Origin of the sequence: Streptomyces sp. NPDC006140 (genome assembly GCF_040628815.1) — a bacterium.
GTDB lineage: Bacteria > Actinomycetota > Actinomycetes > Streptomycetales > Streptomycetaceae > Streptomyces.
In genome coordinates this window covers 147,884-171,876 of sequence record NZ_JBEXTS010000002.1, presented here as the reverse complement: position 1 = coordinate 171,876, position 23,993 = coordinate 147,884, and the positions used below count along the sequence as shown (strand labels likewise).

Sequence of the window (23,993 nt, the reverse complement as noted above, 5' to 3'; positions counted from 1 at the left end):
ATGCCTGGTCCGAAGGTCCGCGGAGCAGTAGACGGTGGCTCGAACACAGACGTGTCCACCCGAACGGGTGAGTGGTGAGTAACAACACAAATCCCCGGTTCCGTTGGGATTTCGGGTCAAGCATGAGTCAAGATCCCTGTCTGACGACAAGCCCCCGCCACAGCGGCGGGGCGATCCGGGCGGACGCCGAGTCCTGCCGCCGCCCGGATGACCGGTCGACAGAAGTGGATCGGCAGGAGTGGAGGACCCAAGCACGACGGGTCGCCGGGACGGTCACGCCATGACCGGGTCCGAGCAGCCCTTGGGGTGAAGCCGCGTCAGCGGCCGGGCAACTTCGCCAGCCCGAATCCGACAGGTCATCCTTCACAGGCGGCTGACGAAGGGTTGCGCATGACTGCGCTCAATCGTGTCCCGTCGCTCATGGCCCGGGCCGGAACGGCCTCGGCCCTCACCATCGCCGCGGTGGGCGGCTCGATCGTGGCCCCCGGCTTCTCCTCGGAGGCCGCGGCAGCCACACCTGCGACGAAGGCACTCCAGATCGCGGCCTCGAAGAAGGGCTCGCCCTACAAGTACGGCGCCACCGGGCCGCACCGGTTCGACTGCTCCGGGCTCACGCTGTACTCGTTCAAGAAGGCCGGCAAGAAACTGCCCCGCACGGCCGCCCAGCAGTACAACAAGACCCGCCACATCTCCGCCAAGAACCGCAAGGCGGGGGACCTGGTGTTCTTCCACTCGGGCAAGAGCGTGTACCACGTCGGTATCTACGCGGGTAAGAACAAGCTCTGGCACGCCCCGAAGACCGGGGACGTGGTGCGGCTGCAGAAGATCTGGACCAAGAGCGTCTGGTACGGGCGCGTGAAGTAGCCGCCCGGCGTGCGGCGGCGTCCTGACGCGCCGCCGCACGCCGGAGCGTGATACGGGCTCACGTGGTTACCCGTCCCCCCATGGCCGAGCACCGTCCCTGCACCGCACGCAACGAGACGCCGCTGCAGCGCGCCGACCGCAACTTCGTCGAGCTGCTCCAGGAACTCCGCGTCACCCAGACGGGCGTACAGATCCTCTTCGCCTTCCTGCTGTCGCTCGCCTTCACCTCGCGCTTCGAGGACCTCGACACGGTCCAGCGCGTCACCTACGTCATCACGCTGCTGCTGGCGGTCCTGGCCGCGGCGCTGTTCACCGCGCCGGCCGCGCTGCACCGCTCGCTCTTCCAGCAGGGCGCCAAGCCGCGCATCGTGCAAGTCTCCTCGCGCCTGGCCACCACCGGCCTGGTCGTGCTCGTGTTCGCGTTCAGCGGTTCCGTGCTGCTGGTGGTCGATGTGACGACCGGCCGGGCCGGCGGCATCGCCGCGAGCGTGGCGACCTTCCTGGTCTGCGTCGGCCTGTGGGGGCTGCTCCCCCGGCTGGTGCGGCGGGCGGGCCTGCGTGACGAGACGGCCGGGACGGCGGAGGAACCGGCCTCACCCCGGTCGGGAACCGTCAGGGTTCCGGCGCAGCTGCGGGACACCGTCAGGCAGCCGTCGGCGCTGCGGGGAACGGCACCGCTTCGGGGAACGGCACCGCGTCGGGAGGCGTCGGCGCGACGCCGGTGACACGGGCGGTGGCGGCCGGCGCGCAGGGGGCCGGGCCGGTGCTTCGGTGCCCGAGACGCCCGGGGATGCGCCGCTGTGACGTTACGGCTCCTGCTGTCCCGCCGCCGTCACCGGCTGGGCCGGGACCGTCCAGGGGAGTTCGACGGAGATGGTCTTGCCGCCCTCACGGGTGGGGCGGACGCGGAGCCTGCCGCCGTACTCCGCGGTCAGCCAGCGGATGATGGCCAGGCCGCGGCCGTTGTCCTGCTGGACGGCGGCCGGGAGCCGTCTGGGCAAGCGCGGGTGGCTGTCCGTGACACCGACGCGCAGGTGCTCGTCACGGTCGAGCTCGACGTCCACCGTGAACGTGGGCGACTGTCCGAAGGTGTGCTGGACGGCGTTGGTGGCGAGTTCGGAGATGATGAGCCGGATGGTGTCGGACACTTCCGTGTCCGCCGGCAGGCCCCACTCCGCCAGCGTGCCCACCACGTAGGCGCGCGCTGCGGAGACCGAGGCGGGATCGCTCGGCAGAGTGACGGAGGCTTCCAAATGGTCTGCCATGGCGACGTCGTCCCTTTCCCACGGGACCGCAGGCCGACACGGAGCGGAAGGTTCGAGTACGGTCCCGGACTGGTGCTTCGTCGCCAGACTGCCACCAGAACACCCATGAAGGACGGCGATCCACCAAGATATGCATATATCTGTCGCTCAAAGCGGTGAACTCTGCGACGCGAGACCGTATTTGGGTGGCTCGGAAGGAGTAAGGAGGAGCCATGCAGCACGGTCCCGCGGTGCGCCGGCGGAAACTGGGCGCCGAACTGCGTGCGCTGCGCACCTCGGCGGGGCTCACCAGCGGTGAGGCGGCCCGGCTGGTGGGCTGGCACCAGTCGAAGGTCAGCCGGATCGAGACGGGCACGAGTGGGGTGAAACCGGCCGATGTGCGGTTACTCCTCGACGCCTACGGTGTGGCAGACTCCCAACTTCGCGAGTTGCTCATGGTGTTGGCGGGGTCCGAGGACAGCGACGGCCGGCACCACTGGTGGCACGCCTACCGCGGGGTGCTGCCGCCGACCTATCGGGATTTCATCAGCCTGGAGTCCCAGGCCAGCGCGATGCGCACCCTGGAGACCACCGTCGTCCCGGGCCTGCTCCAGACGCCCGAGTACGCGCGTGCGGTGACGAGGGCCGCGGTGGAGGGGCTGTCGGAGGACCGGCTCGACACACTCGTCGAAGTGCGGCTGGCCAGGCAGGACGTGCTGCGCGCGGATCCGCCGCTGGAGCTGAGCGCCGTGCTGGACGAGGCGGTGCTGCGTCGCGAGGTGGGCGGGCCCGGGGTCATGGCCCGGCAGCTGGAACGCCTGGTCGAGGCGGCGCGGCTGCCCCAAGTACGGCTCCAGGTGCTGCCGTTCGCCGCCGGGGCGCACATCGGTGTCACCGGCCCTTTCGTTGTCTTCTCATTTTCGAGCACTTCTGATCTGGATGTGGTTGTTCTCGACCACTTGACGAGTAGCCTCTATCTCGAACGGAAAGAAGACCTCCGGGCCTACACGGAGGCCTTCAACGCCCTTCAGATCCACGCCCTTTCGCCCGAGGACTCGTTGGATTTCATCGCCGGGACAGCCGCCGGCGCGTAAGGAGGCACCAATGCGTGCACTGCCTCGTCATGTCCCCTCAAGCATCGAACTGCACGGTGTGCGGTGGCTGCGCAGCAGCTACAGCACCGGCGCGAACAACTGCGTCGAGACCGCGTGTCCGGACACTCCTCCCTGGGCCGGACTCCTCGCCGTGCGCGACTCCAAGGCCCCGGCCGGGCCCGCGCTGCTCTTCTCCCCGAGGAGCTGGGCGGAGTTCACGGCCGCGGTGGACCGTATGTGAACCCCGGTAGGTGAACCCCGTCCGATCAGCCCGCCATCGTGCGACGCACGGCCGTGTCACGCCGACTCATGGTCGCGTCTCGCCGATCAGCCGTACAGCGCGTTCGATCTGCTGACCGGTCAGGTCCGCGCGGGCGGTCAGCCTGAGCCGTGAGATGCCGTCCGGCACGGAAGGAGGACGGAAACAGCCCACGGCCAGGCCCGCCGCGCGGCACTGGGCCGCCCAGCGCACGGCGTCCTCGGGAGAGGGCGCCCGCACCGAGACCACCGCGGCGTCCGGACGCACCGCTTCCAGACCCGCGGCGGTCAGGCCCGCGTACAGCTCGCCCGCCACCGCGCGGGCCCGCGCCGCCCGCTCCGGCTCGCGGCGCAGCAGGCGCAGGGCCGCGAGGGCCGCCCCCGCCGCGGCGGGGGCGAGTCCCGTGTCGAAGATGAACGTCCGTGCCGCGTTGACCAGGTGGTCGACGACCCGGGCCGGGCCGAGGACGGCCCCGCCCTGGCTGCCGAGCGACTTGGACAGCGTGAGCGTCACGACGACATCGTCGGCGCCCGCGAGTCCCGCCGCGTGCGGGGCGCCGCGGCCGCCGTCGCCGAGGACGCCCAGGCCGTGGGCGTCGTCGACGACCAGTCCGGCGCCGTGCTCCCGGCAGGCCTCGGCGAGCGCGGCGAGCGGGGCCGCGTCGCCGTCGACCGAGAAGACCGTGTCGGACACGGCGATCGCCGGGCCGTCATGGCCCGCCAGCGCCTTGCGCACGGCCTCCGGCTCGGCGTGCGCCACGACCTGGGTCGTGCCGCGGGCCAGCCGGCAGCCGTCGATGAGCGAGGCGTGGTTGCCCGCGTCGGAGACGATCAGCGAGCCGTGCGGGGCCAGCGCGGTGACCGCCGCGAGGTTGGCCGCGTAACCGGAGGAGAAGACCAGGGCCGCCTCCGCACCGCAGAAATCGGCCAGTTCCCGTTCCAGTTCCGCGTGCAGTTCGGTGCTGCCGGTGACGAGCCGGGAGCCCGTCGAGCCGCCGCCCCAGGTCGTCGCGGCGCGGGCCGCGCCCTCGGTGACCTCGGGGTGGCGGGCGAGGCCCAGATAGTCGTTGCTCGCCAGGTCGAGGAGCGGCGAGGCGGCCGGACGGGGGCGCAGGGTCCGTACGAGTCCGGCGCGGCGGCGCAGCCGCGCCTGCTCGTCGATCCAGCCGAACGCCATGGGTGGTCCTCCGGGGAATTTGTAGGCAGTGCACAGACACTAGCGGGACCTCCCGCAGGTCACTGTGTGGCAATACCCACACCTCGAAGCGACTCTGTTGTGCGAACTCTCCTTGGCCGCGGGCCGCTCCGTAGGACAGGATCGGCTTCCATGGACCTGCTGAACACGCTGGTGGACAAGGGGCTTCGGCGCGAGCTGCCGACCCGTGACGAAGCACTGGCCGTCCTCGCGACGTCCGACGACGACCTGCTCGATGTGGTGGCCGCGGCCGGGAAGGTGCGCCGGCACTGGTTCGGCCGGCGGGTGAAACTCAACTATCTCGTCAACCTGAAGTCCGGTCTGTGCCCCGAGGACTGCTCCTACTGTTCGCAGCGGCTCGGCTCCGAGGCCGGGATCCTGAAGTACACCTGGCTCAAACCCGACCAGGCCTCCGACGCGGCGGCGGCCGGTGTGGCGGGGGGCGCCAAGCGGGTGTGCCTGGTGGCCAGCGGGCGCGGCCCGACCGACCGGGACGTGGACCGGGTCTCCGAGACGATCCGGACGATCAAGGAGAAGAACGAGGGCGTCGAGGTGTGCGCCTGCCTCGGGCTGCTCTCCGACGGCCAGGCCGAGCGGCTGCGCGAGGCGGGCGCCGACGCCTACAACCACAACCTCAACACGTCCGAGGCGACGTACGGGGACATCACGACCACGCACACGTACGCCGACCGCGTCGACACGGTCAACAAGGCGCACGCGGCGGGCCTGTCCGCCTGCTCGGGGCTGATCGCCGGCATGGGCGAGACGGACGAGGACCTGGTCGACGTCGTCTTCTCGCTGCGTGAGCTGGACCCGGACTCGGTTCCGGTCAACTTCCTCATCCCGTTCGAGGGCACCCCGCTGGGCAAGGAGTGGAACCTCACGCCGCAGCGGTGCCTGCGGATCCTGGCGATGACGCGGTTCGTCTGCCCGGACGTGGAGGTCCGCATCGCGGGCGGGCGCGAGGTCCATCTGCGCACGATGCAGCCGCTCGCCCTGCACCTGGCCAACTCGATCTTCCTCGGTGACTACCTCACCAGCGAGGGCCAGGCGGGCAAGGCCGACCTGGAGATGATCGCGGACGCCGGGTTCGAGGTGGAGGGCACCGACCAGGTGACGCTGCCGGAGCACCGGGCCGCCGGTGGCTGCCACGACGGTGGCGGCGTGTGCGGCTCCGGGGGTGACGGGGCGCGCGGTTCCGACGCCGCGTCGCAGACCGCCTCTCAGGCCGGCCCGCAGGTCGCCGCGCAGGCCGGTGAGCCCCGTACCGACCTGGTCGCCGTACGCCGCCGGGGCGCCGGGACGGACCTCGCGCCCAATGCCTGAGCGGACGGTGCCCGAGCAGACGGTGCCTGAGCTGACGGTGCCCGAACTGACGGTGCCCGAGCTGCTGGAGCTCGACCGGCGGCATGTGTGGCACCCGTACGGGCCGATGCCCGGCCGGCAGGAACCGCTCGTCGTGGAGTCGGCGAGCGGGGTGCGGCTGCGGCTCGCCGACGGCTCGGGGGAACTGGTCGACGGCATGTCGTCCTGGTGGTCGGCGATCCACGGCTACAACCACCCGGTGCTGAACGAGGCCGCGCGCGAGCAGCTCGGGCGGATGAGCCACGTGATGTTCGGCGGGCTCACCCACGAGCCCGCCGTACGGCTGGCGAAGCTCCTGGTCGACCTGTCGCCCGAGGGCCTGGAGCACGTCTTCCTCGCCGACTCCGGGTCGGTGTCGGTCGAGGTCGCGGTCAAGATGTGCCTGCAGTACTGGCGCTCGCTGGGCCACCCCGGCAAACAGCGGCTGCTGACCTGGCGCCGCGGCTACCACGGCGACACCTGGCAGCCGATGTCGGTGTGCGACCCCGAGGGCGGGATGCACGAGCTGTGGACCGGGGTGCTCCAGCGCCAGGTGTTCGCGGACCCGCCCCCGGCGGAGTACGACGAGACGTACGCCGAGCACCTGCGGTCGCTGATCGGGCGGCACGCCGACGAGCTGGCGGCGGTGATCGTCGAGCCGGTGGTGCAGGGCGCGGGCGGGATGCGGTTCCACTCCCCCGCCTATCTGCGGGTGCTGCGGGAGGCGTGCGACGCGCACGGCGTGCTGCTGGTGTTCGACGAGATCGCCACCGGTTTCGGCCGCACGGGCGCGCTGTTCGCGGCGGAGCACGCGGCGGTGACGCCGGATGTGATGTGCGTGGGCAAGGCGCTGACCGGCGGCTACCTGACGATGGCGGCGACGCTGTGCACCGCGCGGGTGGCCGACGGCATCTCGCGGGGCGAGGTCCCGGTGCTCGCCCACGGGCCGACCTTCATGGGCAACCCGCTGGCGGCGGCCGTGGCCTGCGCCTCGATCGAGCTGCTGCTGGGCCAGGACTGGCTCGCGGAGGTCAAGCGGATCGAGGCGGGACTGCGGGACGGGCTCGCGGCGGCCTCGGGCCTGCCGGGCGTGACGGACGTACGGGTCCTCGGCGCCATCGGGGTCGTGCAGCTCGACCACGCCGTGGACATGGAGGCGGCGACGGCGGCGGCCGTGCGCGAGGGCGTGTGGCTGCGCCCGTTCCGCGATCTGATCTACACCATGCCGCCGTACGTCACGGGCGACGCGGACCTGGCGCGGATCGCGCGGGCGGTGTGCGCGGCGGCGCGGGAAGGATGAGCGGGGTGATGACATGCCGGTACTGGTGATCACGGGCACGGGCACGGAGGTCGGCAAGACGGTGGTGACCGCCGCCGTCGCCGCGACGGCCCTGGCGGCCGGCCGTTCGGTGGCCGTGCTGAAGGCCGCGCAGACGGGCGTGCGCCCGGACGAACCGGGGGACGCGGCGGAGGTCGCGCGTCTCGCGGGAGCGGTGACGACGGCCGAACTCGACCGCTATCCGGACCCGTTGGCGCCGGCCACGGCAGCCCGCCGGGCCGGTCGCGCCCCGGTACATCCGCACGAGGTCGCGGAGGCCGCCGCCAAGCTGGCCACCGAGCACGACCTGGTGCTGGTGGAGGGGGCGGGCGGGCTGCTCGTACGGTTCGACGCGGCCGGCGGCACGCTGGCGGACGCGGCCGGGCTGTTGTCGGCGCCGGTGCTGATCGTGGCACCGGCCGGGCTCGGCACGCTGAACACGACGGAGCTGACGGCACGCGAACTCCGCTCCCGGGGGCTGGAGCCCGCGGGTGTGGTGATCGGGAGCTGGCCCGCGGAACCGGATCTCGCCGCGCGCTGCAATCTCGCGGACCTGCCGGACGTGGCCGGGGCGCCGCTGCTGGGCTCGGTGCCCGCCGGGTCGGGGGCCCTCGCCCCCGCCGCCTTCCGGGCGGCCGCGCCGCACTGGCTGGCGCCCCGCCTGGACGGCACGTGGGACGCGGAGGCGTTCCGGGTGCGGGAGGCGCCGCCGGCCTCCTGAGAGTCCCGCGGCCGTGCGGTGAAACCGGCGCGGACGTTCCTCACGTGTTGACCTACGTACGTGATCACCTCCCGAAGGGAACACCGTGCACACCCGACACTCACGCCCGTCCCGCCGCGCGGCCCTCGTGCTGGGCGCGGCCGCCGCTCTCTCGTGGGGCGGCGGCACGGCCCAGGCCTCACCGCGCACCGGCGGCGTCACCGCGCGGCTGCGGCAACTGGAGCAGGAACACACCGCCCGCCTGGGGGTGTACGCCCGCAACCTGCGCACGGGCCGGACGGTGGCGTACCGGGCCGACGAACTCTTCCCCATGGCCTCGGTCTTCAAGACGCTCGCCGCCGCGGCCGTCCTGCGCGACCTCGACCGCGACGGCGGGTTCCTGGCCCGGCGCATCCACTACACCCAGGAGTACGTCACGGACTCCGGGTACTCCCCCGTCACCGAGGACCACGTCGCGACCGGCATGACCGTCGCCGAACTCTGCGACGCCACCATCCGGTTCAGCGACAACGCCGCGGGCAACCTGCTGCTGAAGGAGCTGGGCGGACCGACCGCGATCACGCGGTTCGCCCGCTCGATCGGTGACGGGGTCACCCGGCTCGACCGATGGGAGCCCGAGCTCAACAGCGCGGAACCCTGGCGCGTGACCGACACGACCTCCCCGCGCGCCATCGGCCTGACCTACGCCCGCCTGGTGCTCGGGGACGCGCTTCAGCCGCGGGACCGGGCCAGGCTGACGGACTGGCTGCTCCGCAACACCACGAGCGCCGAGAAGTTCCGCAAGGCCCTGCCGGCCGACTGGCTGATCGCCGACAAGACCGGCGGCGGGCGGTACGGCGGCAACCACGACGTGGGCATCGCCTGGCCGCCGGACGGTCCCCCGGTCGTGATGTCCGTCCTGACCACCCAGCCGGAGGAGGACGCCCCGGCCGACAACCCGCTGGTGGCCGGGACGGCGGAGCTGCTGGCGGCGGAACTCGCCTGACCGGCGGGTCGAGGAGGGGCCGCCGCGGGCCACCTGGATCGTCGGCGTCCCCGGCGGGCAGGGGTGCGCCGGGTCCCCGCGGGGGAGAATCGCGGTAGCCCGCCTCGTCAGGGAGGTCCCCATGCCGCTCCGCTCCGGCAAGGTGCCGCGGGATGCCGTGCGCCATCCGCTGTTCGCCCGCTACTACGCCCGGGTCAGCGTGCACGCCGAGACCCGGCTGGGCATGGGCCGGGTGCGCGAGAGGCTGCTCGGCGGGCTGTCCGGGCGGGTGATCGAGATCGGCGCGGGCAACGGGCTGAACTTCGCGCACTACCCGGGCACCGTCGCGGAGGTCGTGGCCATCGAACCGGAGCGGCGGCTGCGGCGGCTGGCCGTCGAGGCCGCCCTGCGCGCCGACGTCCCGGTGGACGTGGTGCCGGGGGCGGCCGAGGCGCTGCCGGTCAAGAGCGAGGGCTTCGACGCGGCTGTGGTGTCGTTGGTGCTGTGCAGTGTGCGGGACGTGCCCCGGGCGCTCGGGGAGCTGCGGCGGGTGCTGCGGCCGGGCGGTGAGGTGCGGTTCTTCGAGCACGGCCGGGGCGGCGGCCGGGTCATGACCTGTACGCAGCACGCGCTGGACCGGACGCTGTGGCCGGTGCTGAACGGCGGCTGCCATCTGTCGCGGGAGCCCGTGCGGGCGCTGCGGGACGCCGGGTTCGAGCTCGGCCCCTACCGGCGGGTGATGATGCCGGAGCAGGGGCCGGTGCTGCCCACCTCGTACTGCGTCATGGGCACGGCCTGGCGCCCGGGGGCCGGCGCGTAGTCACAGGCTCCACTGGCGCAGCTCCCGCTCGATGTCCCGTACGGACGCCTCGCCGCTCTTGATCAGCCGGGCGAGGTCGCGGACCTGCTCGGGCGAGGTGACGACCTTGGCGCCGCTGGCGACGAGGTAGGCGTAGGCGACGGCGGAGGCGAACAGGGCGTTGGAGCGTTCCAGTGCGGGGACGTGGATGAGGAGCTGGAGCAGCGCGGCGGCGCGGGCGTGCGGGCCGTCGTAGACGGGGACGTCGAAGATCCGGGCCTGGTGGCGGGCGACGGCGGCGACGAGGGCTCCCCAGTCGGTGACCTGCGGGTCGCCGGGGGTTTTCTGCTCGGCGAGCATCAGCAGCCAGGCGAGGTCGATCTCGAGGTTGTTCAACGGTTCAGTGGCGACCTTCGCGCGTGCCCTCACGGTCCGGGCCGAACTCCTCGGCGAAGACGGACTCGTACTGCTTCATGAAGTCGGCGGCGGCCTCCACGAACGTGTGGCCCACCTCGCCGGTGTCCTGTCTGACCAGCTCCTCGATGTAGCGGTTGACGCTCATCCCGCGGGCCAGGGCGCGCTCGCGGGCGGCGCGGGCGGTGCCCTCGTCGACGCGCACGTTCAGCTGGGTCTTCGCCATACCTCGAAGCTAGCGCGCGGACGCTAGCACCGGCAAGGGCGGGAGTCCGACCCACGGAGGATGCCGAGTGTGGGCCGGGTCACATTACCCTCGGGTAGAGCCAGGAGGTCCCGACGCAGACCCTCAAGGAGGCGGCCTTGTCCACACCTGCTGCGGAGCACGCCCCCGGCCTCGCGCCGGCCGACGGGATCGCGGCCCGCGCCCGCGGTCTGACCAAGGCGTACGGCTCGGGCGAGACGACCGTGCTGGCGCTCGACTCGGTGGACGTGGACGTCGTGCGCGGCCGGTTCACCGCGGTGATGGGGCCGTCGGGCTCCGGGAAATCCACGCTGATGCACTGCCTGGCGGGGCTCGACACCGTCTCGGCGGGCCGGGTGTGGCTCGGCGACACCGAGATCACCGGGCTGCGGGAGCGCGAGCTGACCCGGCTGCGCCGGGACCGGATCGGGTTCATGTTCCAGTCGTTCAACCTCATCCCCACCCTGAACGCGCTGGAGAACATCACCCTGCCCATGGACATCGCGGGCAGGAAGCCCGATGAGAAGTGGCTGGACCAGGTCATCGACACGCTCGGTCTGCGGGACCGGCTCGGGCACCGGCCCTCCCAGCTCTCCGGCGGTCAGCAGCAGCGCGTGGCCTGTGCGCGGGCGCTGGCCTCGCGGCCCGAGCTGATCTTCGCGGACGAGCCGACCGGCAACCTCGACTCGCGCGCCGGTCTGGAGGTGCTCGGCTTCCTGCGCGAGGCGGTGGACCAGCTCGGCCAGACCGTCGTCATGGTCACCCACGACCCGGGCGCCGCCGCCCACTCGGACCTGGTGCTCTTCCTCGGGGACGGCCGGATCGTCGACGAGATGCCGCGGCCGACGGCGGAAGCGGTGCTGGAGCGGATGAAGAGGTTCGACGTGATCCGCACGCGCTTCGAGGAGAGCTGATCCCGTGCTCAAGGCGACCCTGAGGAGCTTCCTGGCGCACAAGGGGCGGCTGCTGCTCTCCGCGCTCGCCGTCCTGCTGTCCGTCGCGTTCGTCACGGGGAGCCTGATCTTCTCGGACACCGTCAGCCGCACCTTCGACCGGCTGTTCGCCTCCACCGCCGCCGATGTCACCGTCAGCCCGAAGGAGGACCTCGACGAGGCGGTGCCCTCCGGCCGGACGGCGACCCTGCCGGCCGCGCTCGCCGAACGGGTGCGGCAGATCGACGGGGTCGCGGCGGCACGGGCCGAGGTGGACGTGAACGGCCTCACGGTCGCCGACGAGAACAACGAGCCGGTGGGCCCGACCACCGGGGCACCCACGCTCGGCAACGCCTGGAACCCGAACGAGCGCAGCCCCGTGGAGCTGACCTCCGGCCACGCTCCGCGCGGACCCGGCCAGGCGCTGCTCGACTCGGAGACCGCCGACCGCAAGGACGTGGCGATCGGCGACACCCTCACCGTGATCGCGCCGCCCGGGTCGTTCGAGGTCCGGGTGGTCGGCATCGTCACGTTCACCACCACCAACCCGGGCGCCGCGCTGGTCTTCCTCGACCCGTCCACCGCGCGGACGAAACTGCTGGGCGACCCGCGGGCCGCCACCAGCATCTCGGTCGACGCGGCCGACGGGGTCGGCGACGAGCAGCTCAAGCAGCGCGTGGCCGCCGCGCTCGGCCCGCACACCTACGACTTCCGGACGGCCGACGAGCAGGCCGAGTCCGACGTCGAGCAGCTGGGCGGGTTCCTCGACGTCATCAAGTACGTGATGCTCGGCTTCGCCGGGATCGCCGTGCTGGTCGGCGTGTTCCTGATCGTCAACACCTTCTCCATGCTCATCGCGCAGCGCACCCGGGAGCTGGGCCTGCTGCGCGCGCTCGGCGCCGACCGGCGCCAGGTCCGCCGCTCGGTACTCACCGAGGCCCTCCTGCTCGGCCTGGCCGGCTCCACGCTGGGGCTCGCCGTGGGCATCGGGCTCGCCGCCGGGCTCATCGAGCTGATGGGTCTGCTCGGCATGAACATCGACGCCGACGAGATGGTCATCGGCTGGGTGACGCCCGTGGCGGCGTATGTCGTCGGTCTCGGCGTCACCTTCGTCGCCGCGTACCTGCCGGCGCGGCGGGCCGCGGGCGTCTCGCCGATGGCGGCGCTGTCGGACGCCGAGGTCGCCGGGGTGGGCCGGCCGCTGCGGGTGCGCGCGGTGGCGGGCGCGGTCGTCGGGGCGGCCGGGGCGGCGGCGCTCGCCGGGTGCGCCGTGTCCGAGCGGACGGCGTCGGCGGCGTCCCTGCTGGGCCTCGGGGTCGTGCTGACCCTGATCGCGACGGTGATCGCCGGTCCGCTGCTGGTACGCCCGGTGATCCGCGTGCTCGGCGGGGCCTTCCCCGCGCTGTTCGGGTCGGTCGGCCGGATGAGCCAGCGCAACGCCCTGCGCAATCCCCGCCGTACCGGAGCCACCGCGGCCGCCCTGATGGTCGGTCTCGCCCTGGTCGGCGGCATGTCGGTGGCGAGCGAGTCGATGACCGCGTCGTTCGACCGGCAGATCGACAGGACGCTGGGTGCCGACTTCGTCATCCAGAACACCAACTTCCTGCCGTTCCCCAAGGAGGTCACCGACGAGGTGCGCGGCACCGAAGGTGTGGGCCTCGTCGTGCGGGGGCGGTTCACGCCGGTCGCGGTGCGGCTGCCGGACGGCGACCGCGTGGAGACGACCGCGGCGGGCTACGACCCGCGGCTCGACGAGGTCGCCAACATCACCTACACGGCGGGGGACTCGGCGGCCGCGCTCGCGGACGGACGCCTGGCCATGGACCGGGACTTCGCCCGCGACCACGGCGTACGGGCAGGGAGCACGGTCCCGGTGGAGTTCCAGGGCGGACGCTCGGCCGAGCTGACGGTCGGCGCCCTCACCGACCAGGACTCCGCCGAGGGGTTCGGCACGCAGGGCGGGCTCTACTTCGGTCTCGGCACGCTGGAGCGGTACGCGCCGGGCGGGCAGGACTCCGCGCTGTACGTCAACGCCGCCCCGGGCACGGGCGACGACGAGCTGCGCGCGCGCCTGGAGGCGGCCCTCGACCCGTATCCGCAGGTGCAGGTGCGGGACCTGGCCGACTACAAGCAACTCGTCCACGACCAGATCGCCGTCCTGCTGTACCTCGTGTACGCGCTGCTGGGACTGGCGATCATCATCGCGGTGCTCGGAGTGGTCAACACCCTCGCGCTGTCGGTCGTCGAGCGCACCCGGGAGATCGGGCTGCTGCGGGCGATCGGCCTGGCCCGGCGTCAGCTGCGGCGGATGATCCGGCTGGAGTCGGTGGTGATCGCCGTGTTCGGCGCGGTCCTGGGGCTCGCGCTGGGGCTGGTGTGGGGCGTGTGCACGCAGCAGGTGCTCGCGCTCCAGGGGATGACGGCCCTCGCGATCCCGTGGGTCACGATCGTCGCCGTGGTGATCGGCTCGGCGGTGATCGGGGTCGTGGCGGCGCTGCTGCCGGCGTTGCGTGCCTCCCGCATGAACGTACTGGCGGCCATCGCACACGAGTGATGGAATCGCGGCGGGTACTCAAGTCGCTTCTGTGTGAGGAGAGTTCATGTCGCGTCCGTTCCGCTTCGGGGTCAACCTGCTGCAACCCGCGTCCGCCGGGGAGTGGCGCGCCAAGTGCCGCCGGGCCGAGGAGCTGGGGTACGACGTGATCCTGGTCCCCGACCATCTGGGCATGCCCGCGCCCTTTCCCGCGCTCGTGGCGGCGGCGGAGGCCACCGAGCGTCCGCGGCTGGGCACCTTCACGCTCAACGCGGGCTTCTGGAACCCGACGCTGCTGGCCCGCGAGGTGGCGACGACGGACGCGCTGACGGGCGGCCGTCTGGAGCTCGGCCTGGGCACCGGCTATGTGCGGGCGGAGCACGAGTCGGCCGGGCTGCCGTTCGGCTCGCCGGGCGAGCGGGTGGACCATCTGCGGCGCACGGTCGAGGAGCTGGGGCGGCTGCTGGGCTCGCAGGAGCACCGGCCGCAGGCGGCGCAGCGGCCCCGGGTGCCGCTGCTGATCGGCGGGAACGGCGACCGCATGCTGCGGCTGAGCGCCGAGCACGCCGACATCGCGGCGTTCACCGGGGCGCGTACGGTGCCGGGCAGCACGACCGGGCAGCTGACGCCGATCACCGCGGAGGAGCTCGACGAACGCGTGGCGCGGTGGCTGGAGTTCGCGCGGCACCGCGAGGAGCAGCCCGAGCTCAACCTGCTGCTGCAGCTGGTGATCGGCACGGAGGACCGGGAGGCCGCCGTCCAGCCGTTCCTGGAACTGGTGCCGGACCTGACGGTGGAGCAGGTGCTGGACCTTCCCGTCTCCCTGGTCGGCACGCCGGACGAGCTGGCGGAGCAGGTCCTGGCCCGGCGCAAGCGCTACGGCTTCACGTACTTCACGGTCCTGGAGCCCTATATGGAGGCGTTCGCTCCGGTCATGGCCCGGGTGCGCGAGGCCTGACGTCCGCATGGTGGAACGGCCTGTCCCGGCCGGTAGTGCGTGATGTGATCACGGCATGACGGAGCTGCGCATCCGGGCCGCGACGCCCGAGGACCTCGACACCGTGCTGGCTTTCTGGAAGGTGGCCGCCGAGGGCACGAGCATCAGCGACGACCGCGGTGGCGTGGAGCGGCTGGTCGCGCGCGACCCCGAGGCCCTGCTCCTGGCCGAGCGGGGCGGCGAGCTGGCCGGCACGGTGATCGCGGGGTTCGACGGCTGGCGCTGCCATCTCTACCGGCTGGCCGTGCATCCGGACCACCGTCGCCGGGGCGTCGCCTCCGCGCTGCTCGCCGCGGCCGAGGAGCGGTTCGTACGGCTCGGCGGGCGGCGCGCGGACGCGATGGTGCTCACGCGCAACGAGACCGCGCACCGGGCGTGGGGTGCCGCCGGCTACGCGCCCGAGGAGCGGTGGCGGCGCTGGGTGAAGCCCCTCATCGGCTGAGGACTCCTGCCACGAGCCGGTGGGCGTAGGCGGCGTCGAGCCCGTCCGGCCGGAACAGGATGCGGTACATCATGGGCGCGACGACCTGGTCGATGACCGTCTCGGCACCCGGGGCCGGCTCCCCCCGCTCGGACGCGCGACGGAGGATGACGTCGATCTGCTCGGCGGCGTAGGCGGAGCACTGGCCTGCGTTGCCGCCGTCCGGGTCGCCGAGGAGGGCGTCGCGGATGTAGGCGCGGCCGGCGGGCGAGGACATCTCGTCGAGGAACTGCTCGGCCCAGGCCGTCAGGTCGGATGCCAGGGTGCCGTGGTCGCCGGGTTCGGTGTCGGGCCGCAGCCGCTCGACCGCCACGTCCGACAGCAGCACCTGCAGGTCTCCCCAGCGGCGGTAGATCGTGGACGGCGTCACGCCCGCGCGCTGGGCGACCATCGGCACCGTCAGGGCGTCGCGGCCGACCTCCGAGGCGAGTTCGCGCACGGCGGTGTGCACCGCCGCCTGGACCCGGGCGCTGCGCCCGCCGGGGCGCACCATCTGCCTGCTCACGGAACCCACCCTAAAGCGAACCCATTGCTTCTAGCGCAGCGCTGCTCGGGTCGCGGGCGCGAGACCGTGGGCCGGTCCTGTCTGTTCGCAGGCGTGCCCGACCCGCAGCAGCAGGCTCTCGCCGAGCGGTGGCCCGAGGAGTTGCATGCCGATCGGCAGCCCCGCCGTGTCGTGGGCGACCGGGATCGAGAGGGAGGGCAGGCCGGTGATGTTGGCCGGGGCCGAGAGCCGCACATAGGCGTCGGAGACGCCCTCGACGGTGCCGTCGGCCCAGGTGACCGTCTCCTGGCCGGCCGCGACGGCGGTCATCGGCACGCTGGGGGCGGCGATCAGGTCGACCTCCCGCAGCAGCCGCGCCCATTCCCGCCTCATGAGGGTGCGCGAGCGCTGGGCCCGCAGGTAGTCCCCGGCGGGCATCAGTTCTCCGGCCTCCAGGAGGATCCGGACGTCGGCCTGGTAGAGCTCGGGGACCGTGCGCAGGCTGCCCTCGTGGTAGGCGGTGGCCTCGGGCACCATCAGGCCCCACTGGGTGGCCTGGATGTAGCGGGTCATGGGGATGTCGACGTCGACGAGACGGGCACCGAGTGCCTGGAGCCGGTCGATCGCGCTCCGGACGGCGGCTGCCACCTCCGGGTCGACGTGGTCGAAGTAGTAGGTGCGCGGCACACCGATCCGCAGGCCGGTCAGATCCGGGTCCGGGCCCGGCCGGTAGTGCGCCGGGGATGCGGTCAGCGACGCGGGGTCGCGGGGGTCGTGGCCGGCCAGGGCCGCGAGGACCAGGGCCGCGTCCTCGGCGGTGCGGGCGATCGGGCCGACGTGGTCCAGGGACCAGGACAGGGACGTGACGCCGTGGCGCGGGACGAGGCCGTAGGTCGGCTTGAGGCCGACGACCCCGTTCAGCGCTGCGGGCACCCGGATGGATCCGCCGGTGTCGGTGCCCAGGGCGAAGGTGGCGGTGCCGGCGGCGACGGCGACGGCCGATCCGCCGCTGGAGCCGCCCGCGACCCGGCCGGGGTCCCAGGCGTTGTGGGTCTGCGGGGTGGTCAGTCCGTAGGCGAACTCGTGCGTGTGGGTCTTGCCGAGCAGGACCGCTCCGGCCACGGACAGGCGTGCGGCGACGGTGCTGTCGGCCTGCGCGCGGTGGCCGGACCGCACCCGGGAACCGGCCGATGTGGCCGTACCGGCGACGTCGATCAGATCCTTCAGGCCCATCGGGATGCCGTGCAGCGGACCGCGGTGGCGACCGGCCGCGATGTCGTTCTCGGCCTGGCGCGCCGCCCGGCGCGCGCCCTCGGCGTCGACGGTGACGTAGGCCCGGAGGCGGGGCTCCACCTGCTCGATGCGCTCCAGTACGGAGTCGGTCAGCTCGACGGGGGACAGCCGGCGTGCCCCGATCGCGTCGGCGGCGGCAGCGAGCGTCAGTTCATACGGCTGCATCGTGCGTGCCCTTCGCGACGGCCACGCGGTAGGCGGGGGCGGGCGGGGTGTCCCCGAAGTCCAGCTCCCGCAGGACCGCCACGACGGAGTGGATGTGGTCCGCGGTGGCCGCGACCGCCGCGTGGCGGTCGGCGGGCAGCACGAGCCCGGCGCGATGGGCCCAGCGGGCCGTTTCGGGTGGCGTGAGTGCGGGACAGGACATGAGGCTCCCCTGTAAACGCTAATTGTTTGCGTTACGAGACTTTAGGATCTACCGTCGCCTTAACGCAAACAGATTGCGTTAAGCGCACCGAGGAGGGCCCTTGCCGACACCCGCTTCCTGGACCGTGGGCGACATCACCGTTCACCGCATCGACGAGATCCCGCTGCCGCCCGCCACCGGAGCCTGGCTGCTGCCCGACGCCACCCCGGACGTCGTCGCCGGGCAGGACTGGCTGCGCCCCCACTTCGCCGACGACGAAGGCGTCCTGCGCGCCGACAGCCACAGCTTCGCCTTCACGGCCGACGGGCTGCGCGTCCTGGTGGACACCGGCATCGGCAACGGCAAGGAGCGGGCCAACCCCGGCTGGCACGACCTGGACACCGACTACCTCCGGCACCTCACCGCCGCCGGTTTCCCCCCGGACTCCGTCGACCTGGTGATCCTCACCCATCTGCACGCCGACCACGTCGGCTGGAACACCCGGGAGGTGAACGGCGCGTGGGTGCCCACCTTCCCGAACGCCCGCTACCTGACCTCGCGCACCGAGCGGGAGTTCTGGGCCGGGTACGCCATGGACGAGGCGCGCCGGCAGATGTTCCGCGACTCCGTGATCCCGGTGGAGGAGGCGGGGCTGCTGGACCTCCTCGACGTCCCCGCAGAGGACCTCGAAGTCGCCCCGGGACTGCGCCTGCTCCCGACGCCCGGGCACACCCCCGGCCATGTCGCCGTCGAACTGACCAGCCGCGGCCGGACGGCACTGATCACCGGCGACTGCCTCCACCACCCCGTCCAGCTCGCCCACCCCGGTATCGGCGCCTGCGTCGACATCGACCCCGGGCGGTCGGAGGCCTCACGTCGCGAGCTGCTCGGCGCGCTCGCCGGTACGGACACCCTCCTCCTGGGCACCCACTTCGCACCGCCCACCGCCGGGCACGTCGTCGCGCACGAGGGCGCGTACCGGCTCGTCCCCGCCCCCGCCGACTCCCACTGAGCACACCGGCCGCAGGACTTTGCCCATCCTTTACCCTGGGATGGCCACTCGGTTCCCTATGAAAGGTTGTGAGCGTCCGCCCATGGGCGAGCCTCCCAGTCCGCGACACCGCGCGTCCGGCCCCGTCCTGGACAACCATGGAACGGGGGTGAACCGATGACCGAAGTGCTCCTCCTCCTCGCGGCGATCCTGCTCTCGCTCGCCTGCGGCGCCTTCGTGGCGGCGGAGTTCTCCCTCACCACGGTCGAGCGCGCCGAGCTGGAGCGGGCGGTGGAGCGCGGCGAACGGGGCGCGCAGGGTGCGCTGAAGGCCGTACGGAACCTGACGTTCCAGCTCTCCGGGGCGCAGCTCGGCATCACCGTCACGAACCTGGTCGTCGGCATGCTCGCCGAGCCGTCGATCGCCGCGCTGATCGCCGGGCCGCTGGAGGACCTCGGCGTCTCGCGCTCGGCGTCGCACAGCCTCGCGCTGGTGCTGGGCACGGCGCTGTCGACGGTGTTCCTGATGGTCGTCGGCGAGCTGGTGCCGAAGAACTGGGCGATCTCCTCGCCGCTGACCGTCGCCAAGACCGTGGGCAACGCGCAGCGCTGGTTCAGCGCCGCGTTCCGGCCCTTCATCACGCACCTGAACAACACGGCGAACCGGGTCGTGCGCCGGATCGGCGTGGAGCCCGCCGAGGAGCTGGCCTCGGCGCGCGGGCCGCAGGAGCTGGCGGCGCTCGCCCGGCACTCCGCCAGGGAGGGCGTCCTGGAGGCCGACACCGCCGAGCTGTTCGTGCGGACGCTGAACCTCGCCGACCTGACCGCGGAGAACGTGATGACGCCGCGGGTGCAGGTCGTCGCCCTGGAGGTGCAGGCGACCCTGGAGGACGTGGCGAACGCGACCCGGGCCACCGGCCTGTCCCGGTTCCCCGTCTACCGCGGCACGCTCGACTCGGTCGTCGGCACCGCGCACGTCAAGGACGTGCTGGCGGTTCCGGCCGAGCGCCGGACCCGGGTCTTCGTCTCCGAGCTGATGCGCGAGCCGCTGCTGGTCCCCGAGACGCTCACCGTCGACCGCCTCCTGGACCGGCTCTCCGGCAAGCGCACCATGGCCGTGGTGATCGACGAGTACGGCGGCACGGCGGGTGTGGCCACCCTGGAGGACATCGTCGAGGAGGTCGTCGGCGAGGTGCGCGACGAGCACGACCCGCACGAACTGCCGGACCTCGCGCCGGCCGGCACGGACGAGTCCGGCCACGCCCTGTACTCGGCGGACGGCTCCGCGCGCGTGGACCACCTGGAGCGCGTCGGGCTGCGCGCGCCGGAGGGGCCGTACGAGACGCTCGCCGGGCTGGTGGCGACGGTGCTCGGCCGGATACCGGCCGCCGGTGACCGGCTGGAGGTCGCCGGCTGGCGGATGGAGGTCCTGGACGCCACGGGCCGCCGGGCGGCCCGGGTCCTGCTGTGCGCGCCCCTCGACGACGAGAAGCCCGACGAGAAGGGGGTCGAGCTGTGACCGCCGTACAGCTGCTGATCGGTCTGGCGACGCTGGTCGTCAACGCCTTCTTCGTCGGCGCCGAGTTCGCGCTGATCTCGGTGCGCCGCAGCCAGATCGAGCCGTACGCCGACCAGGGCGACCGGCGTGCGAAGAGTGTGCTGTGGGGCCTGGAGCACGTGTCCGCGCTGATGGCGGCCGCGCAGCTCGGCATCACGCTGTGCACGCTGGTGCTGGGCGTGGTCGCCGAGCCAGCGATCGCGCACCTGCTGGAGCCGGTGTTCCACGCGGTGGGCGTGCCCGAGGGCGCGGGGCATGCGGTGTCCTTCGTGATCGCGCTGGCCCTGGCGACGTATCTGCACATGCTGCTCGGCGAGATGGTGCCGAAGAACATCGCGCTCGCGGAGCCGGTGCGCAGCGCGCTGACGCTCGGACCGCCCCTGGTGGCGCTGTCCCGGGCGCTGCGGCCGGTGATCTTCACGGTGAACGCCTTCGCCAACACGCTGCTGAAGCTGCTGCGGGTGGAGGCCCGGGAGGAGGTGGCCGCCTCCTACTCGGACGCGGAGATCGCGCAGATCGTGAAGGACTCAAGCGAGGCCGGGCTCATCGACGACCGCGCCCAGGAGCGGCTGCACGACGCGCTGGAGCTGGGCCGCCGCCCGGTGCGCGACGTGGTGCTGCCCTTGGAGCGCGTGGTCTACGCGCGCGTGGGCGTCACTCCGGAGCAGTTGGAGCGGCTGTCGGCGGAGTCCGGGTTCTCGCGGTTCCCGGTGGTGGACGAGGGGCGGCGGATCGTCGGCTATCTGCACGTCAAGGACGCCCTGGACGCCGCCGGGCGCGAGGTGCCGTTCCGGCTGCGGGACATGCGGCCCATCGCGCGCGTGCGGGAGGGCACGCCGCTGGACGACGTCCTCACGGCGATGCGGGGCAGCCGTACGCACCTCGCGGCGGTCCTCGGGGCGGACGGGCGGCTGGCCGGGCTGGTGACGATGGAGGACGTGCTGCGGGAGCTGTTCGGTCAGCGGGCGTGAGGGACCGGCCGCCGGTGCTCGCCAGCGGGTGACCGACCGCTGGGTATGTGCACGGGATATCATTTCCGCCGCCATGGACACGAACCCCACCTACAGCAGCCTGGTAGCGGTCGGCGACTCCTTCACCGAGGGCATGTCGGACCTGCTGCCCGACGGCACCTACCGGGGCTGGGCCGACCTGCTCGCCGCGCGGATGGCGGCCCGTACGCCCGGCTTCCGGTACGCCAACCTCGCGGTGCGCGGCAAGCTGATCCGGCAGATCGTCGACGAGCAGGTGGACGTCGCGGCGGCCATGGGCGCCGACGTGATCACGCTGGTGGGCGGGCTCAACGACACCCTGCGGCCCAAGTGCGACATGGGCCGGGTGCGCGGGCTGCTGGAGGAGGCCGTGGAGAAGCTGGCCCCCTCGTGCCGGCAGCTCGTGCTGATGCGCAGCCCGGGCCGCCAGGGTCCGGTGCTGGAGCGGTTCCGGCCGCGCATGGAGGAGCTGTTCGCCTGCGTCGACGAGCTGGCCGCGCGGCACGGCGCGATCGTCGTCGACCTGTACGGCGCGCCGTCCCTGAGCGACCCGCGGCTGTGGGACGTGGACCGGCTGCACCTGACCGCCGAGGGCCACCGCCGGGTCGCCGAGGCCGTGTGGCAGGAACTCGGCTACGAGCCCGAGGACACCGAGTGGCGCACGCCGATGCCCGCGACGCTGCCGCCGGGCTGGGTGATGCGGCGCGCGGCGGACATACGGTTCGCCCGGCAGCACCTGCTGCCGTGGATCGGCCGCCGCCTGACGGGCCGCTCCTCGGGCGACGGCCTGCCGCCGAAGCGGCCGGAGCTCCTGCCGTACGAGGACCTCGCGTAGCCGCAGGTGGGGACGGATCGGCCGCTCTCGTAGGTTCCGACAAGGACACCCGCGGCGCTGGCCTGCACGAATCGCCAGTAGAATCCGTCCACGTGACTTCCGCTCCCGCCAAGCCCCGCATCCCGAACGTCCTCGCCGGACGGTACGCCTCCGCCGAGCTCGCCACGCTCTGGTCGCCCGAGCAGAAGGTGAGGCTGGAGCGGCAGCTCTGGCTCGCCGTGCTGCGCGCCCAGAAGGACCTCGGGATCGAGGTGCCGGACGCGGCGCTCGCCGACTACGAGCGTGTCCTCGACCAGGTCGACCTGGCCTCCATCGCCGAGCGCGAGAAGGTCACGCGGCACGACGTGAAGGCACGGATCGAGGAGTTCAACGACCTCGCCGGGCACGAGCACGTACACAAGGGCATGACCTCCCGCGACCTCACCGAGAACGTCGAGCAGCTGCAGATCCGGCTGTCGCTGGAGCTGATGCGCGACCGCACGGTGGCGGTCCTGGCGCGCCTGGGCAAGCTGGCCGGCGAGTACGGCGAGCTGGTCATGGCCGGCCGCTCGCACAACGTGGCCGCGCAGGCCACCACCCTCGGCAAGCGTTTCGCGACCGCCGCCGACGAGCTGCTCGTCGCCTACGGCCGCGTCGAGGAGCTGCTGGGCCGCTACCCGCTGCGCGGCATCAAGGGCCCGGTCGGCACCGCGCAGGACATGCTCGACCTGCTGGGCGGGGACGCCGCGAAACTCGCCGAGCTGGAGCAGCGCATCGCCACGCACCTGGGTTTCTCGCAGGCGTTCACCTCGGTCGGCCAGGTCTACCCGCGCTCGCTGGACTACGAGGTCGTCACCGCGCTGGTGCAGCTGGCGGCGGCCCCGTCGTCGCTGGCGAAGACGATCCGGCTGATGGCCGGGCACGAGCTGGTCACGGAGGGCTTCAAGCCCGGCCAGGTCGGCTCCTCCGCCATGCCGCACAAGATGAACACCCGCTCCTGCGAGCGCGTCAACGGCCTGATGGTGATCCTGCGCGGCTACGCCTCGATGACCGGCGAGCTGGCGGGCGACCAGTGGAACGAGGGCGACGTGTCCTGCTCGGTGGTGCGTCGGGTCGCGCTGCCGGACGCGTTCTTCGCGCTGGACGGCCTGCTGGAGACGTTCCTGACGGTGCTCGACGAGTTCGGCGCGTTCCCGGCGGTCGTCGCCCGGGAGCTGGACCGCTACCTGCCGTTCCTCGCCACCACCAAGGTCCTCATGGGCGCCGTGCGCGCGGGCGTGGGCCGCGAGCTCGCACACGAGGCGATCAAGGAGAACGCCGTCGCCTCCGCGCTCGCCATGCGCGAGCAGGGCGCCGAGCGCAACGAACTGCTCGACAAGCTGGCCGCCGACGCGCGCATCCCGCTCGACCGCGCCGAGCTGGACGCGCTGATGGCCGACAAGCTGTCCTTCACGGGTGCCGCGGGCGACCAGGTCGCCGCCGTCGTCGCCCGGGTCGAGGAGATCGTCAAGCAGCACCCCCAGGCCGCGGGCTACACGCCCGGCGCGATCCTCTGACGCGCCGCGCGCGATGCCCCGTTTCACGCCCGAGGAGCTGGAGGCCGCCCGCGACCGTGTCGTGCCGGACGTGGTCGCGGACGGTCTGCGGGTGCTGTTCTGCGGCATAAATCCCGGTCTGATGACAGCCGCGACGGGCCATCACTTCGCCCGCCCGGGCAACCGCTTCTGGCCGGTGCTGCACCGCTCCGGGTTCACACCGCGCCTGCTGAAGCCGTCCGAGCAGCGGGAACTGCTGTCGTACGGGCTCGGCATCACCAACGTCGTGGCGCGGGCGACCGCCCGGGCCGACGAGCTGAGCGCGGAGGAGTACCGGGAGGGCGGGCGGCTGCTCGCACTGAAGGTGGGGCGGCTGCGGCCGCGCTGGCTGGCCGTGGTGGGCGTGACCGCGTACCGGGCCGCGTTCGACGACCGGAAGGCCCAGGTCGGGCCGCAGGCGCGGACGATCGGGGACACGCGCGTGTGGGTGCTGCCCAACCCGAGCGGGCTGAACGCGCACTGGACGGCCGAGACGATGGCCGAGGAGTTCGGTCGGCTGCGGGAAGCCGCCGGGGGCTGATC

The 23,993-nt window shown here is 72.7% G+C and carries 26 protein-coding genes and 1 riboswitch; of the genes, 19 read left to right on the top strand and 7 right to left on the bottom strand.

Annotated features, from left to right (window positions below; genetic code table 11):
• Positions 1-174: 174 nt before the first annotated feature.
• Positions 175-387, top strand: a riboswitch (cyclic di-AMP (ydaO/yuaA leader).
• A 3-nt stretch (positions 388-390) separates the two neighbouring features.
• Positions 391-864: a C40 family peptidase gene (locus tag ABZ386_RS06015; RefSeq protein ID WP_114250700.1), complete on the top strand. Its 474-nt coding sequence runs from the start codon at positions 391-393 to the stop codon at positions 862-864.
• An 80-nt stretch (positions 865-944) separates the two neighbouring features.
• Positions 945-1,589 carry a DUF6328 family protein gene (locus ABZ386_RS06010; protein WP_355722668.1) on the top strand — a complete coding sequence of 215 codons (645 nt, stop codon included), beginning with the start codon at positions 945-947 and terminating at the stop codon, positions 1,587-1,589.
• An 81-nt stretch (positions 1,590-1,670) separates the two neighbouring features.
• Here the strand turns inward: ABZ386_RS06010 and ABZ386_RS06005 are convergent, their stop codons facing one another.
• A complete protein-coding gene (locus tag ABZ386_RS06005) occupies positions 1,671-2,129 on the bottom strand; it encodes an ATP-binding protein (protein ID WP_351344638.1) in 459 nt (152 codons plus the stop codon).
• A gap of 212 nt (positions 2,130-2,341) precedes the next feature.
• On the opposite strand from ABZ386_RS06005, the gene ABZ386_RS06000 reads away from it, so the two are divergent.
• Both ABZ386_RS06000 and ABZ386_RS05995 read left to right on the top strand, forming a co-directional pair.
• A complete protein-coding gene (locus tag ABZ386_RS06000) occupies positions 2,342-3,202 on the top strand; it encodes a helix-turn-helix transcriptional regulator (RefSeq protein WP_114250703.1) in 861 nt (286 codons plus the stop codon).
• A gap of 10 nt (positions 3,203-3,212) precedes the next feature.
• On the top strand, positions 3,213-3,443 hold the full coding sequence (locus ABZ386_RS05995; RefSeq protein ID WP_351344644.1) for a DUF397 domain-containing protein: 231 nt from the start codon (positions 3,213-3,215) through the stop codon (positions 3,441-3,443).
• Between the two features lie 66 nt (positions 3,444-3,509).
• Here ABZ386_RS05995 and ABZ386_RS05990 read toward each other — a convergent pair whose 3' ends face one another.
• The gene (locus tag ABZ386_RS05990) at positions 3,510-4,637 is read right to left on the bottom strand and encodes an 8-amino-7-oxononanoate synthase (RefSeq protein WP_351344647.1); all 1,128 of its coding nucleotides are present in this window, start codon (positions 4,635-4,637) and stop codon (positions 3,510-3,512) included.
• 150 nt (positions 4,638-4,787) lie between these two features.
• On the opposite strand from ABZ386_RS05990, the gene bioB reads away from it, so the two are divergent.
• The 5 genes from bioB (at position 4,788) to ABZ386_RS05965 (ending at position 9,822) form a co-directional block, all read left to right on the top strand.
• Entirely contained in the window at positions 4,788-5,981 is a 1,194-nt protein-coding gene (bioB, locus tag ABZ386_RS05985; protein WP_356500640.1) for a biotin synthase BioB, read from the top strand.
• 37 nt (positions 5,982-6,018) lie between these two features.
• Positions 6,019-7,299, top strand: coding sequence for an adenosylmethionine--8-amino-7-oxononanoate transaminase (locus tag ABZ386_RS05980; RefSeq protein WP_358964444.1), 1,281 nt, complete (start codon positions 6,019-6,021; stop codon positions 7,297-7,299).
• A 13-nt stretch (positions 7,300-7,312) separates the two neighbouring features.
• A complete protein-coding gene (gene bioD, locus ABZ386_RS05975) occupies positions 7,313-8,038 on the top strand; it encodes a dethiobiotin synthase (RefSeq protein ID WP_351344656.1) in 726 nt (241 codons plus the stop codon).
• Positions 8,039-8,123: 85 nt separating this feature from the next.
• Complete coding sequence (gene bla / locus ABZ386_RS05970; RefSeq protein ID WP_358963828.1) at positions 8,124-9,023, top strand: class A beta-lactamase; 900 nt, start codon at positions 8,124-8,126, stop codon at positions 9,021-9,023.
• Positions 9,024-9,144: 121 nt separating this feature from the next.
• Positions 9,145-9,822 carry a class I SAM-dependent methyltransferase gene (locus tag ABZ386_RS05965; RefSeq protein WP_356500636.1) on the top strand — a complete coding sequence of 226 codons (678 nt, stop codon included), beginning with the start codon at positions 9,145-9,147 and terminating at the stop codon, positions 9,820-9,822.
• Here ABZ386_RS05965 and ABZ386_RS05960 read toward each other — a convergent pair whose 3' ends face one another.
• Entirely contained in the window at positions 9,823-10,197 is a 375-nt protein-coding gene (locus tag ABZ386_RS05960) for a fic family toxin-antitoxin system, toxin component (protein WP_351345082.1), read from the bottom strand.
• Between the two features lie 4 nt (positions 10,198-10,201).
• Positions 10,202-10,441: a hypothetical protein gene (locus tag ABZ386_RS05955; RefSeq protein ID WP_003988727.1), complete on the bottom strand. Its 240-nt coding sequence runs from the start codon at positions 10,439-10,441 to the stop codon at positions 10,202-10,204.
• A gap of 137 nt (positions 10,442-10,578) precedes the next feature.
• Between ABZ386_RS05955 and ABZ386_RS05950 the strand changes: the two genes are divergently transcribed.
• Genes ABZ386_RS05950 through ABZ386_RS05935 form a run of 4 tightly spaced genes read left to right on the top strand, consistent with a single transcriptional unit; the run spans position 10,579 to position 15,363 of the window.
• Positions 10,579-11,373 carry an ABC transporter ATP-binding protein gene (locus ABZ386_RS05950; RefSeq protein WP_351344666.1) on the top strand — a complete coding sequence of 265 codons (795 nt, stop codon included), beginning with the start codon at positions 10,579-10,581 and terminating at the stop codon, positions 11,371-11,373.
• A gap of 4 nt (positions 11,374-11,377) precedes the next feature.
• Positions 11,378-13,945: an ABC transporter permease gene (locus ABZ386_RS05945; RefSeq protein ID WP_358963825.1), complete on the top strand. Its 2,568-nt coding sequence runs from the start codon at positions 11,378-11,380 to the stop codon at positions 13,943-13,945.
• Positions 13,946-13,991: 46 nt separating this feature from the next.
• Positions 13,992-14,882: an LLM class F420-dependent oxidoreductase gene (locus tag ABZ386_RS05940; RefSeq protein WP_351344672.1), complete on the top strand. Its 891-nt coding sequence runs from the start codon at positions 13,992-13,994 to the stop codon at positions 14,880-14,882.
• A gap of 55 nt (positions 14,883-14,937) precedes the next feature.
• A complete protein-coding gene (locus ABZ386_RS05935) occupies positions 14,938-15,363 on the top strand; it encodes a GNAT family N-acetyltransferase (protein WP_114250714.1) in 426 nt (141 codons plus the stop codon).
• Here ABZ386_RS05935 and ABZ386_RS05930 read toward each other — a convergent pair.
• Genes ABZ386_RS05930 through ABZ386_RS05920 form a run of 3 tightly spaced genes read right to left on the bottom strand, consistent with a single transcriptional unit; the run spans position 15,353 to position 17,546 of the window.
• Positions 15,353-15,895, bottom strand: coding sequence for a TetR/AcrR family transcriptional regulator (locus ABZ386_RS05930; protein ID WP_351345085.1), 543 nt, complete (start codon positions 15,893-15,895; stop codon positions 15,353-15,355). The two genes, ABZ386_RS05935 and ABZ386_RS05930, sit on opposite strands and share 11 nt — an antisense overlap.
• A 42-nt stretch (positions 15,896-15,937) precedes the next feature.
• On the bottom strand, positions 15,938-17,344 hold the full coding sequence (locus ABZ386_RS05925; protein ID WP_358963823.1) for an amidase: 1,407 nt from the start codon (positions 17,342-17,344) through the stop codon (positions 15,938-15,940).
• A complete protein-coding gene (locus tag ABZ386_RS05920; RefSeq protein WP_351344679.1) occupies positions 17,331-17,546 on the bottom strand; it encodes a hypothetical protein in 216 nt (71 codons plus the stop codon). The genes ABZ386_RS05925 and ABZ386_RS05920 overlap by 14 nt, the downstream gene beginning before the upstream one ends.
• Positions 17,547-17,646: 100 nt before the next feature.
• Between ABZ386_RS05920 and ABZ386_RS05915 the strand changes: the two genes are divergently transcribed.
• From ABZ386_RS05915 to mug, 6 genes are all read left to right on the top strand, one after another.
• On the top strand, positions 17,647-18,537 hold the full coding sequence (locus tag ABZ386_RS05915; RefSeq protein WP_351344682.1) for an MBL fold metallo-hydrolase: 891 nt from the start codon (positions 17,647-17,649) through the stop codon (positions 18,535-18,537).
• Positions 18,538-18,693: 156 nt separating this feature from the next.
• Positions 18,694-20,034, top strand: a complete 1,341-nt coding sequence (locus ABZ386_RS05910) for a hemolysin family protein (RefSeq protein WP_358963820.1) — start codon at positions 18,694-18,696, stop codon at positions 20,032-20,034.
• Positions 20,031-21,044: a hemolysin family protein gene (locus ABZ386_RS05905; RefSeq protein WP_351344688.1), complete on the top strand. Its 1,014-nt coding sequence runs from the start codon at positions 20,031-20,033 to the stop codon at positions 21,042-21,044. The genes ABZ386_RS05910 and ABZ386_RS05905 overlap by 4 nt, the downstream gene beginning before the upstream one ends.
• A gap of 73 nt (positions 21,045-21,117) precedes the next feature.
• Positions 21,118-21,897: an SGNH/GDSL hydrolase family protein gene (locus ABZ386_RS05900; RefSeq protein WP_351344692.1), complete on the top strand. Its 780-nt coding sequence runs from the start codon at positions 21,118-21,120 to the stop codon at positions 21,895-21,897.
• Positions 21,898-21,989: 92 nt separating this feature from the next.
• Positions 21,990-23,432 carry an adenylosuccinate lyase gene (gene purB, locus ABZ386_RS05895; protein WP_358963818.1) on the top strand — a complete coding sequence of 481 codons (1,443 nt, stop codon included), beginning with the start codon at positions 21,990-21,992 and terminating at the stop codon, positions 23,430-23,432.
• Positions 23,433-23,445: 13 nt separating this feature from the next.
• Positions 23,446-23,991: a G/U mismatch-specific DNA glycosylase gene (gene mug, locus ABZ386_RS05890; protein ID WP_351344698.1), complete on the top strand. Its 546-nt coding sequence runs from the start codon at positions 23,446-23,448 to the stop codon at positions 23,989-23,991.
• Positions 23,992-23,993: the final 2 nt, after the last annotated feature.

Excerpts from the sequence above, each read along its gene's own strand:
- ABZ386_RS06000 (WP_114250703.1), top strand. The coding sequence starts at position 2,342 with ATGCAGCACGGTCCCGCGGTGCGCCGGCGGAAACTGGGCGCCGAACTG.
- ABZ386_RS05990 (WP_351344647.1), bottom strand. The coding sequence starts at position 4,637 with ATGGCGTTCGGCTGGATCGACGAGCAGGCGCGGCTGCGCCGCCGCGCC.
- ABZ386_RS05955 (WP_003988727.1), bottom strand. The coding sequence starts at position 10,441 with ATGGCGAAGACCCAGCTGAACGTGCGCGTCGACGAGGGCACCGCCCGC.
- ABZ386_RS05940 (WP_351344672.1), top strand. The coding sequence starts at position 13,992 with ATGTCGCGTCCGTTCCGCTTCGGGGTCAACCTGCTGCAACCCGCGTCC.
- ABZ386_RS06010 (WP_355722668.1), top strand. The coding sequence starts at position 945 with ATGGCCGAGCACCGTCCCTGCACCGCACGCAACGAGACGCCGCTGCAG.
- ABZ386_RS05930 (WP_351345085.1), bottom strand. The coding sequence starts at position 15,895 with ATGGTGCGCCCCGGCGGGCGCAGCGCCCGGGTCCAGGCGGCGGTGCAC.
- ABZ386_RS05995 (WP_351344644.1), top strand. The coding sequence starts at position 3,213 with ATGCGTGCACTGCCTCGTCATGTCCCCTCAAGCATCGAACTGCACGGT.
- bioD (WP_351344656.1), top strand. The coding sequence starts at position 7,313 with ATGCCGGTACTGGTGATCACGGGCACGGGCACGGAGGTCGGCAAGACG.
- bioB (WP_356500640.1), top strand. The coding sequence starts at position 4,788 with ATGGACCTGCTGAACACGCTGGTGGACAAGGGGCTTCGGCGCGAGCTG.
- ABZ386_RS05900 (WP_351344692.1), top strand. The coding sequence starts at position 21,118 with ATGGACACGAACCCCACCTACAGCAGCCTGGTAGCGGTCGGCGACTCC.
- ABZ386_RS05935 (WP_114250714.1), top strand. The coding sequence starts at position 14,938 with ATGACGGAGCTGCGCATCCGGGCCGCGACGCCCGAGGACCTCGACACC.
- ABZ386_RS06015 (WP_114250700.1), top strand. The coding sequence starts at position 391 with ATGACTGCGCTCAATCGTGTCCCGTCGCTCATGGCCCGGGCCGGAACG.
- ABZ386_RS05925 (WP_358963823.1), bottom strand. The coding sequence starts at position 17,344 with ATGCAGCCGTATGAACTGACGCTCGCTGCCGCCGCCGACGCGATCGGG.
- ABZ386_RS05910 (WP_358963820.1), top strand. The coding sequence starts at position 18,694 with ATGACCGAAGTGCTCCTCCTCCTCGCGGCGATCCTGCTCTCGCTCGCC.
- ABZ386_RS06005 (WP_351344638.1), bottom strand. The coding sequence starts at position 2,129 with ATGGCAGACCATTTGGAAGCCTCCGTCACTCTGCCGAGCGATCCCGCC.
- ABZ386_RS05920 (WP_351344679.1), bottom strand. The coding sequence starts at position 17,546 with ATGTCCTGTCCCGCACTCACGCCACCCGAAACGGCCCGCTGGGCCCAT.
- ABZ386_RS05965 (WP_356500636.1), top strand. The coding sequence starts at position 9,145 with ATGCCGCTCCGCTCCGGCAAGGTGCCGCGGGATGCCGTGCGCCATCCG.
- mug (WP_351344698.1), top strand. The coding sequence starts at position 23,446 with ATGCCCCGTTTCACGCCCGAGGAGCTGGAGGCCGCCCGCGACCGTGTC.